Source organism: Halorubrum ejinorense, from assembly GCF_055389685.1.
The window spans coordinates 960,956-973,661 of sequence record NZ_AP043777.1 but is presented as its reverse complement, the minus strand read 5'-3'; the positions used below and the strand labels follow the sequence as shown (position 1 = coordinate 973,661).

The following is a 12,706-nucleotide window of genomic DNA, read 5'->3' as shown; positions in this document are numbered from 1 at the left end:
ATACGATCTATTTGTTCCCAACTCGTGGGAACTTTGCCCCTATCTATGACGACCCGAGGCGTACTGAGCCTATGAAGCTCTCGTTACAGCAGGCCGTACTCCTCGTCCTCGGCGGGCTCGTTCCCGCGTTGGTGTTCATCGCCGACAGGGCGGAGTTCGTCGTGGCGGTAACGCTGATAAACGTCCTGCTCATCTGGGTGAGCCTCCGAATCGCGACCGGCGGCAGCGTGCCGGGGATCAGCGGCGACGAGGCGGAGCCGGACCGGGCGTAATCGACGCGGACGCGCCGAGAAACCGCCGGACTCGGTCCGCGAACCATCCAGTGCGGCGCCGGACGCAACCACACATGTCACACTGTACGCTCTGTGATCTCCCGGTCGGGGACGACCCGCACGTCGCCCCCGACGTCGACGGCGAGTTCTGCTGTCGGGGGTGTCTCGCCGTCGCGCGCTCGCTCGACGACGTGGACGACCTCGACGCGCTCGACGAGCGACGACCGGACGCGACGCCCGACGACGAGTTCGACGGCGAGACGACGTTCCTCCACGTCGACGGGATGCACTGCGCGACCTGCGAGTCGTTCCTCGAGATGACCGCGGGCGAACAGGAGGGGGTCGCGGCCGCGGAGGCGAGCTACGCGACCGACACGATCCGGGTCGACTACGACCCCGACGCCGTGAGCGCCGAGGACCTCCCCGACCGGCTCTCGGTCGCCGGCTACACCGCGAGCGACCGCGCCGACCCCGAGCCGGAGTCCGACGACGTGGCGGTCGTGCGGTTCCTGATCGGCGGCGGGTTCTTCGGGATGATGGCGATGCTGTGGTACGTCCTCTTCCTGTATCCCACCTACTTCGGCTACGACCCGATCCTCGATCTGGGCGGGGTCAGCGGGACCTACCTCTTCGCGCAGATATGGGTGTTCACCTCCATCGTCCTGTTTTACACCGGGTACCCGATCCTCCGCGGGGCGTACGTCAGCCTGCGGGCGCGACAGCCGAACATGGACCTGTTGGTGTCGCTCGCGGCCGGGAGCTCCTACGCCTACAGCACGCTCGCGCTCCTGCTCGGCCGGACCGACCTCTACTTCGACGTGACCATCGCCGTGATACTGGTCGTCACCGCCGGCAACCACTACGAGTCGGTCATCAAGCGCCGGGCGACCGGATTACTCTCCGACCTGACGACGGCCGAGGATCGGACCGTGCGGACGGAGGCGGGCGAGACCGTCGCCGCCGACGCCGTCGCCCCCGGCGACCGGCTCCTCGTGCGGCCGGGCGAGCGCGTTCCCTTCGACGGGACCGTCGCGGAGGGGACCGCCGCGGTCGACGAGGCGCTCGTCACGGGCGAGTCGCTGCCGGCGACGAAGCGCGAGGGCGACGCGGTCCGCGGCGGCACCGTCGTCACCGACGCGCCGGTCGTCGTCGAGGTGGGCGAGGACGCGACGAGCACGCTCGACACCCTCGTGCGGCTGCTGTGGGAGATCCAGAGCTCCCGGTCGGGCGTCCAGCGGCTCGTCGACAGGCTGGCGACGGTGTTCGTCCCGCTGGTGCTCGCGGTCGCGGTCGTCGGGGCCGTCGCCACCCTCGCGCTCGGGTCGGCGCCGGTCGACGCGGCGCTCGTCGGGCTCACGGTGCTCATCGTCTCGTGTCCGTGCGCGCTCGGGCTCGCGACCCCGCTCGCGGTCGCCGCCGGAATCCGCGACGCCGCCGAGCGCGGCATCGTCATCGTCTCGGACGCCGTCTTCGAGGAGGCCGCCGCGGTCGACACGGTCGTCCTCGACAAGACCGGGACGCTCACCGACGGCGAGATGCGACTGCTCGACGCGACCGGCGACGGGGAGACGCCCGTCGACCGCGTCCGCGAGCGCGCGGCCGCCGTCGAGCGCGCCTCGGTCCACCCGGTGGCCGAGGCGATCGTTTCCGGCGTGTCGGGCGACGAGACGGGCCGAGGCGAGGAGGGACGGACGGAGGGCGGAGCCGCCGCGGCCGACGGCGGTTCGATCGGCGAAGCGGTCGGGGAGGCCGGAGGGGAAGTCGACGGCGGGACGGAGGAAGACCCCGAAGGCGGGCCCGACGCGCTCGCCGGCCCGGCCGCGACCGACGTCGACGTCGTCGACCGGGGAGTCGCCGGCCGCGTCGACGGCGACGAGGTCGTCGTCGGCCACCGGTCGCTGTTCGACGAGCGCGGCTGGACGGTCCCCGACCGACTCCGCGAGGTCGCCGCGACCGCCCGAGACCGCGGGAACGTCCCCGTCTACGTCGGTTGGGGCGGTCGGGCGCGCGGGGTCCTCACCGTCGGCGACGAGGTGCGCGAGGGGTGGGAGTCGGTCGTCGCCGACCTCGACGCGGACGGGCGGCGCGTGGTGGTGCTCACCGGCGACGCGCCCGCGGCCGCGAGGGGGTTCGCGGACCACCCCGCCATCGACGAGGTGTTCGCCGAGGTGCCGCCGGAAGCGAAGGCGGAGACGGTCCGCCGGCTCGGCGCCGACGGGTCGGTCGCGATGGTCGGCGACGGGAGCAACGACGCGCCGGCGCTCGCCGCGGCCGACCTCGGCGTCTCCGTCGCCTCCGGGACCGACCTCGCGGCCGACGCCGCCGACGCGGTGCTGCTGGAGGACCGGCTCTCGGCGGTCCCGGAGCTGTTCGCCGTCACGCGCGGCACCAACCGGCGGCTGAAACAGAACCTCGGCTGGGCGTTCTGCTACAACGCGGTCGCCATCCCGCTGGCGCTGACCGGCGCGCTCAACCCCCTGCTGGCCGCGCTCGCGATGGCGTCAAGCAGCCTCCTGGTGGTGACCAACTCCGCGCGCGCCGTCTATAGGGACGACTGAGGCGCGACGCCGCGGACTAGACGGTTCGGAAATGAAAGGTGGCGCGTGCCGACGAGCGGCCGGTAGGCTGCGAGTCGCACGCGCGAGGGAGTCGCTGGCGCCGTTGGCGCCAGCGACGAGGCTGGGGAGGTGAGAGGTGCGGTGCTTGTGCGGTCGGGTGGGGAGGTGAAAGATGCGGTGCTGTGCGGTCGGGTGGGGCTTTGGAGTAGTTCGTCGTCGATCCGTCACCGACGATCTATGAGCTAGCGGCCGGAGCTTTGGCGGGCTTCACCGCTGATCCGTTGACAACCGGCTATAAACAAACGACCGCGTATTACGCCGCTGCGCCGACGTACGGCTTGATCGCGCGGACGATGGCGTCGACGTCGTACTCGTCTTCCGTCTTGTCGAAGACGACCTCGCCGTCGGCGCGGACGACGAACACGCCGTCGTCGCCGGTCACCAGCGCGACCTCGTCGACGCCCTCGCCGAACTGCTTGAGGATCGCCTCGGAGACGTCTTGCGCGCGGTTCAACATGCCGCAGGGGACGCAGTACTCGATTTCGACGCGTGTCATGCGTCCCCCGGTTCGTGCCGAATGAACTTAAATAGAAGCGCGTACGCTCGCTGACCCCTACGACCGACGGTCGACGCCGCTGATCTCGAACCGCGTGCCGCCGTCCGGTCCGTCGCCGATCCGGAGTTCCCACCCGTGTGCCTCGACGATCCGATCCACGATCGCGAGGCCGAATCCGGTCCCGTCGGCCGACGAAGTGAATCCGGTCTCAAGAACTCGCTCGAAGTCCTCCCCCGGGATGCCGACGCCGTCGTCCTCGACGTAGAACCCGTCCTCGCCGAGCGGACCCACACGGACGGTCACGTCGCTGCCGCCGTGTTCGATCGCGTTCCGAAAGAGGTTCTCGAGGACGTGCGACAGCCGGTCGCGGTCGGCTCGCACCGTCAGCGGCCCGTCTACGCTGAGCGTCGCGTCCGCCGTGTCCACGCGCGACCAGCACTCGCGGACGCAGTCGTCGAGGTCGACGTCGTCGGTGTCGTCGACGATCTTCCCCTCGCGGGCGAGCGTCAGCGTCTCCTCGACTATCTCGTCCATCCGGTCGAGAGCCGGCTCGACCACGGCCAGGTGTTCGTCGTCCGGGTGCGCTCGCTTGGCGAGATCGAGCCGACCCTGCGCGACGTTGAGGGGGTTCCGGAGGTCGTGTGAGACGACGCTCGCGAACTCCTCGAGGCGGTCCCGCTCGCGGCGGAGTTCGGCCTCCCGGACGCGGCTCCGTTCCGCCGTGACCTCGCGTTCGATCGCCCTCGCCTCGAACAGCCCGATGAGCAGCCCGATACCCCCGCCGAAGCCGATCGCCCAGCGGATCCAGCCGAACACCTGAAACGCGGATTCGATCGGGAGCGTCGCCATGAATCCGACGTTGACGAGGAGGTACACCGACGCGCCCCCGAGCCACCAGCGGTTGATCCGCCGGTACCGAGGGGTAGAGAGTTCGGACCGCGGGACCCAGTAAATGACGTAGCCCACACCGAGCACGACCACTATCGAGGAGGCGAACCCGACCCAGTAACCACCCGGGACGGGAGTGGCTCCGGCGGAGACGATCGCGGCCTCGGCGAGGAGGAGGACGGAGAGTACGACGCTGAGCCCCCAAACGGGCCACAGCTTACGTCCGGCCGCACTCGACGTTATGTCCATTCAGTTATGCGAACTCGTTCACGAGTCCATATAAACCACGCACTTCGAGGTGTCAGCGGTGATATCACGGGACCGCGCGGCGAACGGTCTCAGACGACCAGCGCGTCGAAGACGACCGCGAACAGGAGTAGGCCGAGGTAGGCGTTCGAGGCGTGGAACGCGCGGAACGCCGCGTCCTCGGTCTGTTCGTAGTGGAGGCGGACGACCGCCCAGAGGAAGACGGCTCCGACGCCGACGCCGACGACCGCGTACAGCGCGCCGAGGGGGTCCGCCGCCGCCGCGAGCGCGACCGCGGCGACCAGCGTGGCGCCGAGGTACCAGAGGATGTGTCGGCGGGTCGCGGTCTCGCCGCGGACGACGGGCATCATCGGGAAGCCGCCGCGCTCGTAGTCGTCTTTGTACGCTAACGCGAGGTTGTAGAAGTGCGCGGGCGTCCACAGGAAGATCACCGCTGCGAGCAGCAGGCCGCCGCCGCCGACCTCGCCCGTGACCGCGGCCCAGCCGATGAGCGCCGGGAGCGCGCCGGCCGCGCCGCCGATGACCGTGTTCTGGACCGTGTTGGGCTTCAAAACGAGCGTGTACACGACGCTGTAGAACACGATCGCGACGAGGCCGAGCCCGGCCGTCAGGGGGTTCACCGTCCAGAACAGTCCGAGCGAGACGAGCGTGAGGAGTCCGCCGAACGCGAAGGCGTTCCGGACGGGGACGAGGTCGGTGGCGAGCGGCCGGTCGCTGGTCCGCTGCATGCGCTTGTCCACGTCGCGTTCGAGGACGTGGTTGAAGGTCCCGGAGGCGCCGATCGAGAGCGCGCCGCCGGCGAGCGTCGCCGCCACAACCCGGGGCGTGAAGCCGTCGCCGCCCGCTAGCGCCATCGCGGCCGCGGCGACGAGACAGAGGAGCCACATCAGTCGCGGCTTCATCAGCCGGAAGTACGCCGCCGCGGTCGCCTTCAGGCGCGGGAGCGTCGCGGACGGGATATCGGGCTCCGGGGCGTCCTCGATCGGCGGGAGGTCGTCGGTCCCGGGCTCGAAGTCGTCCGGCGCGTCGGCCGCGTCGCCGGTCTCGGCCTCCAGCCACCACGCGAGCGCGGCGAGGACGGCTCCGAAGATGCCGATCCCGAGCAGGAGGTGCGCCGAGCCGAGCGCGGCCGGGAGGTCCCCGAGGGCGACGAGCGCGCCGACGCCGGCCTGCGCGGGGTAGACGACGAGGGCGACGAGGAGCGCCGCGCGGACCCGGCGGTCGGCGCCGTCGCGCCAGGCGAGCGCGGCGGAGAGGGCGACGAGGACACCGACGACGACCGCGACGACGCGGTGCCCGAGGGCGATCCAGCCCTCGGTCGCCGTCGGGAGGGCGGCGCCGTTCCCGCAGGCCGGCCAGCCGCCGCAGGCGGTCGCGGCCTCCGTCAGGGAAGTGGTCGCCCCGACGACGACGAGGAGGTACACGCCCATCGCGGCCGCGGCCAACACCGCGGGGAATCTGTCTGGGAGCGTCACGTGGCGTCGGATACGGAACGAATGCATATAGGTTCCGCGCTTCGGGGGAACGGACCGGGGCCGAACCGGCCGGAGCGGTCAGTCCCGCTCGGGGGCCGAACCGCCGCCTCGTTCCCGGACGATCCGGTCGACGATGTCGCCGCTGGAGAGCAGTTCGTCCTCGTATTTCGGCTCTCGGCCGGAGGCGCGCTCGACCCGACAGTCGATGCCGCGGGCGTCGAGGGCCGCGGCGATGTCGGCCTCGTCGTGGTGCTGATCGAAGCCCAACACGATCACGTCCGGTTCGAGCCGCTCGATGGGGACGAACACGTCCTCCGGGTCGCCGAGGTGGGCCTCGTCGACCGCGTCGAGCGCCGCGACCATGTCGCGACGCTGGCGGCCGCAGAGCACCGGGGCGGGCTTGTGCGTGACGTTCGGCCGGCGCGCGACGATGGCGTGGAGTTCGTCGCCGTACGTCGCCGCGTCCTCCAGGTAGTGAACGTGGCCGGGGTGCAAGAGGTCGAAGGTCCCCTGCGCGACGACCCGCGTCATCGGAACCACGAGAGGAAGCCGCCGTCGTCGCGGTCAGCGAGCTCTCGGTCGATGTCCTCCTGCGTGAAATCGAAGAAGTGCTCGTCCGGTACCTCCACGTCGAGCACGTCGAGGGTCGTCTGCCGGCCCTCGTTGTCGAACGCCTTCCAGTCGCCCCAGCCGTAGGGCGCGCCCACGATGATGTGGACCTTCCCCTGCCCGAAGGTGGCGAGGTCGGCGTCGCTCGGGCGGAGGGCGCCGTTCGGGTGCGAGTGGACGGACCCGACCGCGCGCATGTCGTTCGGCTTCATGTGGGTGCGGACGCTGGCGCTCGTCGGGCTCGACTCCGTCCCCGGGATGACGAGCACGTCGGTTATCACCTGCCCGTCCCGGTCGAGGTCCAGCTTCCGGGCGTCGTCCGCGCGGAGGAAGCCCATGTACTCGTTGGGGTGGGTCTCCTCGCTCGCCTCGAGCACGAAGTCCAGGGCCTCTCGGGCGATACCGAGGAGCTCGTCCGAGCGGAACAGTCGCATGAACGAGATAAGTCGCCGTCGCCTCATAGGGGTTCCGGACCGTGAGACGCGGCGGCGCCGACCGCCGCGAAATCCGACCGCGGCCGCGGTCCGACGGCGGGAGCGTCGGCGCTCCGAGCGCCGAGAGAACAGGCTTAACTCCGCCCCTCGCGGATGATATTCCCATGAGCGAAAACACCGCCGGGGATTCCGGCACGCGGGGCGATTCGAGCCCCGAACTCGACGCCAATGGGGCGGAGGGGGCGACCGGCGAGGTCGTCTACGATCTGGCACCGGACTGCACGCTCGAAGACGCCGAGGTCGACGCCCTCTACCACGCCGAGGTCAACGGCGTCGTCGACTACGGCGTCTTCGTGGACCTCTCCGACGCCGTGAGCGGTCTCGTTCACGAGTCGAACCTCGACGGCGAGTACGCGGTCGGCGACCGGCTCGTCGTCCGCCTCACCGAGGTGAAAGAGAACGGCGACGTGGCGTTCGACGACGTGACCCCCGACGACTACCGGACCGAGACCGTCGCCCACGAACCGACCGTCTCCCGGGTGCGCGGACTCACCCCGGGCGACGAGGTGACCGTCGAGGGCGAAGTCGTTCAGGCGAAACAGACCGGCGGGCCGACGATATTCGCCGTCGCGGACGCCTCGGGCGTCCTCTCCTGTGCCGCCTTCGAGTCGGCCGGCGTCCGGGCGTACCCGGAGGTCGAGGTCGGCGACATGGTCCACGTCTCGGGAACGATCGAGAGCCGCGAGAACGCGCTCCAGCTGGAAGTCGACTCGCTGGCGCGGCTGCCCGACGAGCGCGCCGCCGAGGCCCGGTCGCGCTACGAGGACGCCCTCGACGAGCGCGCCGCCCCGGCCGACGTCGACCCGCTCGTCGAGTGGGAGGCGTTCGAGCCGATCCACGAGGACCTCCGCGAACTCGCGCGGCTGATCCGGCGGACCGTCCTCGCCGGCCGGCCGATGCGCGTCCGTCACCACGCGGACGGCGACGGCATGTGCGCCGCGATTCCGGTCCAGCTCGCCGTCGAGAACTTCGTCGAGCAGGTCCACGAGGACGCCGACGCGCCGCGACACCTGTTCAAGCGGCTCCCGAGCAAGGCGCCCTACTACGAGATGGAAGACGTGACCCGCGACCTGAACTTCGCGCTGGAAGGGCGCGCCCGCCACGGGCAGAAGCTCCCCTTCCTGCTAATGGTAGACAACGGGTCGACCGAGGAGGACGTGCCGGCCTACGAGAACCTCGCGCACTACGACATCCCCATCGCGGCCGTCGACCACCACCATCCCGATCCGGAGGCCGTGGAGCCGCTGCTCGACGCCCACGTCAACCCCTACCTCCACGGCGAGGACTACCGGGTCACCACCGGGATGATGTGCGTTGAGCTCGCCCGCCTCATCGACCCGTCGCTCACCGAGGAGCTCGAACACGTGCCGGCGGTCGCCGGCCTGTCCGACCGCTCGAAGGCGGAGGCGATGGACGACTACGTCGCGCTGGCCGAGGGGGCCGGGTACGACGAGTCCGACCTCCTCGACATCGGCGAGGCGCTCGACTACGCCGCCCACTGGCTCCGCTACTCCGAGGGGAAGACGCTGGTCAACGACGCCCTGAACGTCGGCTGTGACGACGAACAGCGACACGAGGAGCTCGTCGAGTTCCTCTCCGAGCGCGCCGAGCGCGACGTGGACCGCCAGCTCGACGCCGTCGACGACCACGTGGAACACGAGCGGCTCGCCTCCGGGGCGCACCTCTACCGGATCGACTTAGACGAGTACGCTCACCGGTTCACCTACCCCGCGCCGGGGAAGACGACCGGCGAGCTCCACGACGCCCGCGTGAAGGAGACGGGCGACCCCGTCATCACCATCGGCTACGGTCCGGACTTCTGCGTGCTCCGGTCCGACGGCGTGCGGCTCGACATCCCGAACATGGTGACCGAGCTGAACGACGAGCTGCCCGAGGCCGGCGTCTCCGGCGGCGGTCACCTGGTCGTCGGCTCGATCAAGTTCGTGAAGGGCCGCCGGAGCGAGGTCATCGAGGCGCTCGTCGAGAAGATGGCGAGCGCCGAGATCGACGAGGCGCTCTCGTCGACCATCGCGCTCGACGACTGACCGCGCCGCCCGGTCGGCTCGCTTTCACTCGAACGCGATCGCCCGCCGAGCGACGACTCCGGCTCCCGCGAGCGCGACGGCGAACCCGACGACGAGTCCGACCGGCAGGTGAACGCCGCCGCCGCGCCAGTCGGCCGCGTACGCGCGAGCGTAGAAGTCGGCGACGGACTCGCTCTCGACCGCGAGTAACACCTCTCTGTTCTCCGTCCGCGCGCTCGGGTTCCAGTTGAGGCTCCCGACGACCGCCGTGTCGTCGACGACGAGCCCCTTCGCGTGGACCTTCCCGTAGCGGCCGCGCGGCGCGGCGAGGTCGACCGCGATCGGTTCGGCGGAGAGGTTCTCCGCCAGCGCACGGTTCGCCTCGTAGTCGTACCACGCGTCCGAGAGCAACAGGTGGACGTCGACCCCGCGGTCGGCCGCCCGACGGAGCGCGCGGACGATCCGGTCGTCCGGACCGCCCACGCGCGGCACGATGGCCAACACCCGCTCGTCGGCCGCGTCGATACGGGCGACGATCCGGTCGGCGGCGTTGCCGGGCGCGGTCAGCACGGTCACGTTCGCCGCCGTCGGGTCCGTCGGCGCCGCGAACCGCGTCGGGTACGAGCCGTTCGCCCGGCCGCCGTCGTGGAACTCGGTGTCGGCGCGAAACCCGCGCCACGGGCGGGCGTCGTGCGCCGCGAAGTCGTTCCGGAACAGCGCGGCGAGGTCGTCGGCGACGGTCGCGTTCCGCTCGGCGCCGCCGGGCCCGACGAGCACGCCCCAGCCGCGGTTGCTCCGGCCGCCCGTGCCGGACCGCTTCCAGTTCTCGGTGAGCACGACGGCGCGGTCGTCCGCCACCGCGTACTTCGGGTGGTGGAAGCGGAACCGCTCGGCGGCGCCGTCGAGGACCCGCACGTCGACCCCGGCGGCCGTCAGCCCGTCGAGCAGCCGCGCGCTCGGGGCGGGGAACCCGCCGACCGGCGACCCCTCAATCAGCACGCGCACGTCGACCCCGCGGTCGGCGGCGACGACGAGCGCGGCCGCGACCCGCTCCGACGTCAGCGTGTAGCCGGCGACGTAGAGGCGGTCGTCCGCGGTCCGGAGGGGTTCGATCGGAACCCCGGGGCTGTCGGGGAGGACGAACGGCGTCACGGCGGCGTCCTCGGTCGACCGGGGCGAGCGCGGTCGGTAGCCGCGCGGTCGCCACTCGCCCCAGTCGGCGCGCCAGCGGTGCGCCTCCCAAGCCCGGTCGTAGGCGACGACGTCGACGACGCTCCCGTTCCGTCGGAGTTCGATTCGGTCCCCGGAGGCCGACAGCGGAAAGTAGTCGCCGAGGCGGCGGACCGAGCGCGCGTCGGTCGCGCCGACGCCCGTCCCGGCGAACGCGAGGATGGACTTGGTCCAGTTCGGGTCCGCCGAGAGAACTACCGTGCCGCTCGCGTTCGCCGGAATCGCGGCGTCGTAGTAGCCGTCGGAGAGCGACCAGTTCCCCCGTTCGGGCAGGGAGACGACGAGGTACTCGCCGCGGTTCTCCTCGGTCGTCGGGTTCGGGTACAGTTCGACGATCCGCGGCTCGCCGGCGGCGTCGGGCGGAACCGATTCGTTCGGCGAGGCCACTCCGGCCGTCGACGGGGCCTCGGTCGGCACGACCGAACCGCCGCCGGCGACCGCGATCGGAGGGAGGGCGAGGGTTCCCGCCGCGATCAGCAGGACGAGCACCGCCGTGCGGAACGGACGGCGGACCGCGACATCGGACGAGCGACGCGGACGACTGGACGACACGGAGAGCGTGGCTCCGACATCGCACAAAAGGGTTCGCGGTCGGCGTGGAGGGAGATCCGTCGCGGTCGGGAAGGGAGAGCGCCGGTCAGGCAGTCGCCGCGGGTTCGGCCTCGTCGAGCGCGCGCTGCGCCTTCTCGCCCTCGGTCGAGACGATAAAGGAGTGTTCGTCGGCGTGGCCGGCGACGGCCTCGAGCGCCTCGCGGGTGCCGATCTGGCGGAGCGCCCAGCCGGCGGCGGCGCGGACGTCGTCGGACGGGTCGTCTTCGAGCGCGTCGGTGAGCGGCGCGACGGCGCGAGTGTCGCCGATCAGTCCGAGCGCGCGGGCGGCGTGGGGCCGGACCAGGTCCTCGGTGTCGCCGTCGGGGTCGAGCTGGTCGGCGAGGGGCTGGACGGCCTCCGCGGCGCCGATCTCGCCGAGCGCCTTGAACACGACCTTCTGGAGCTGCGGGTTCGAGTCCTCCGGCACGTACTCGACGAGCGTCTCGGTCGCCTCCGCGGCGGCCATCTTCCCGAGGATCCGGATCGCGGGCTGGCTGCGCTTCTCGGCGCGGCCGAGCATCTCCTCGACCGACGCCTCGGTTTTCCCGCGTTTGCCCATCCGCTCGAACGCCTCCAGGCAGTGGCGCTCCATGAAGTCCGACTGGAGCGAGTCGAGCGCGAGGAGGATCATGTCGACGTTGCCGCGCGCCTCGTGTTCCTTCAGGGCGGCCCACTCGACGGGGAAGTCCTTGTAGTGGCCGAGCACGTCGTAGTACCCCTGCGCTCGGAGCTGTTCGTGAGTTTCGAGGTCGTCCCACTCCTCGGCGTCGTCGAGGCCGGCCTCCAGGTCGTCGGTCGCGTCAAGCAGCGCGGCGATCACGTCGGCGTCAGCGTCCGCGTCTAAGTCGGCGTCGGCGACCGCGCCGGCGGCGGCGTCGAGCGCCGAGACGAGCCGATCGATCGGAACGGCCTCGGTCGCCGCGGCCGGCTCGTCGTCGGCCGACTCCGCGGTTTCGGACTCGTCGTCCGCCGGCTCGTCCAGCGCGTCGTCGGCGTCTTCGAGGCGGTCGGCGGCGTCCGCGGCGTCGGACTCGACCGCGTCGGCGGCCGCGTCGAGGAAGGCCCGGACCGCGTCGGCGACGTCGTCGTGGCCGGCCGCGGTCCACTCGGTGTCGCCGATCGTTCCGGCGGCGGTCTCGACGGCGTCCACGACGTCGTCGCCGTAGGGGCCGCGGGCCTCGTCGACGCCCTCGCGGAGCTCCTCGACGCGGGCTTCGAGGTCGCCGCGGGGGTCGTCGGCGTCCTCGTCGTCCTCGTCGGGCTCGGGGAGGTCGGCCTCCTCGATGGCGTCCGCCGCGTCGTCTAAGAGCGCCTCCACGTCGTCGAGGTCGGCCTCCGTCTCGGCCGCGTCGAGCCGGTCCGCGATCTCGTCGAGGTACTCGTTCAGGGATTCCTCGGTCACGTCCTCGGGGAGCGTCGGGGCGGCCGTCTCCGCCTGCCCGCCGGCGTCCCCGCCGTCGTCCGCGGCGTCGGCCCCGTCGTCGGCCTCGGCCGGGTCGTCGTCGCCGTTGCTCATATACCACAAACTCCGCGGTAGTCCATTAAGAGGTTTCCCTTCGCGGGCGGCGGGCGGCCGCGTACGAGGCCGGAAGACAGCGTCCTGTGGGAAGCGGGCGACGGGAGCACGCCCCGAACGCTCGACGCGGACACCGCGCGAACCGCGGGACGCGGGCGTCCCGAGAGACGAGTGAGGGCGCTCACCGCGGGAGTTGTGTTCACGACCAGCACGCTTTTATTACCGC

The 12,706-nt window shown here is 71.4% G+C and carries 10 protein-coding genes; 3 read left to right on the top strand and 7 right to left on the bottom strand.

Annotated elements, in window-relative coordinates:
• Positions 1 to 71: 71 nt before the first annotated feature.
• Complete coding sequence (locus tag ACZ5KW_RS05895; protein ID WP_343775396.1) at positions 72 to 272, top strand: hypothetical protein; 201 nt, start codon at positions 72 to 74, stop codon at positions 270 to 272.
• Positions 273 to 346: 74 nt separating this feature from the next.
• Positions 347 to 2,830, top strand: coding sequence for a heavy metal translocating P-type ATPase (locus ACZ5KW_RS05890; protein WP_343775399.1), 2,484 nt, complete (start codon positions 347 to 349; stop codon positions 2,828 to 2,830).
• A 313-nt stretch (positions 2,831 to 3,143) separates the two neighbouring features.
• Here ACZ5KW_RS05890 and ACZ5KW_RS05885 read toward each other — a convergent pair whose 3' ends face one another.
• From ACZ5KW_RS05885 to ACZ5KW_RS05865, 5 genes are all read right to left on the bottom strand, one after another.
• Complete coding sequence (locus tag ACZ5KW_RS05885) at positions 3,144 to 3,386, bottom strand: Rdx family protein (RefSeq protein ID WP_343775401.1); 243 nt, start codon at positions 3,384 to 3,386, stop codon at positions 3,144 to 3,146.
• A 57-nt stretch (positions 3,387 to 3,443) separates the two neighbouring features.
• A complete protein-coding gene (locus tag ACZ5KW_RS05880) occupies positions 3,444 to 4,523 on the bottom strand; it encodes a sensor histidine kinase (RefSeq protein WP_343775403.1) in 1,080 nt (359 codons plus the stop codon).
• Between the two features lie 89 nt (positions 4,524 to 4,612).
• Positions 4,613 to 6,016 (bottom strand): heme o synthase, encoded by a 1,404-nt coding sequence (locus ACZ5KW_RS05875; protein ID WP_343775406.1) that lies wholly within the window; start codon positions 6,014 to 6,016, stop codon positions 4,613 to 4,615.
• Between the two features lie 78 nt (positions 6,017 to 6,094).
• A complete protein-coding gene (locus tag ACZ5KW_RS05870; RefSeq protein ID WP_343775408.1) occupies positions 6,095 to 6,547 on the bottom strand; it encodes an FAD synthase family protein in 453 nt (150 codons plus the stop codon).
• The gene (locus ACZ5KW_RS05865) at positions 6,544 to 7,059 is read right to left on the bottom strand and encodes a Mov34/MPN/PAD-1 family protein (RefSeq protein ID WP_343775410.1); all 516 of its coding nucleotides are present in this window, start codon (positions 7,057 to 7,059) and stop codon (positions 6,544 to 6,546) included. The genes ACZ5KW_RS05870 and ACZ5KW_RS05865 overlap by 4 nt, the downstream gene beginning before the upstream one ends.
• Positions 7,060 to 7,223: 164 nt before the next feature.
• On the opposite strand from ACZ5KW_RS05865, the gene ACZ5KW_RS05860 reads away from it, so the two are divergent.
• Positions 7,224 to 9,164 carry a DHH family phosphoesterase gene (locus ACZ5KW_RS05860; protein ID WP_343775412.1) on the top strand — a complete coding sequence of 647 codons (1,941 nt, stop codon included), beginning with the start codon at positions 7,224 to 7,226 and terminating at the stop codon, positions 9,162 to 9,164.
• Between the two features lie 24 nt (positions 9,165 to 9,188).
• Here the strand turns inward: ACZ5KW_RS05860 and ACZ5KW_RS05855 are convergent, their stop codons facing one another.
• Together ACZ5KW_RS05855 and ACZ5KW_RS05850 are read right to left on the bottom strand one after the other, a co-directional pair.
• Positions 9,189 to 10,925, bottom strand: a complete 1,737-nt coding sequence (locus ACZ5KW_RS05855; RefSeq protein ID WP_343775414.1) for a phospholipase D-like domain-containing protein — start codon at positions 10,923 to 10,925, stop codon at positions 9,189 to 9,191.
• An 85-nt stretch (positions 10,926 to 11,010) separates the two neighbouring features.
• The gene (locus ACZ5KW_RS05850) at positions 11,011 to 12,480 is read right to left on the bottom strand and encodes a HEAT repeat domain-containing protein (RefSeq protein ID WP_343775416.1); all 1,470 of its coding nucleotides are present in this window, start codon (positions 12,478 to 12,480) and stop codon (positions 11,011 to 11,013) included.
• Between the last annotated feature and the right edge of the window lie 226 nt (positions 12,481 to 12,706).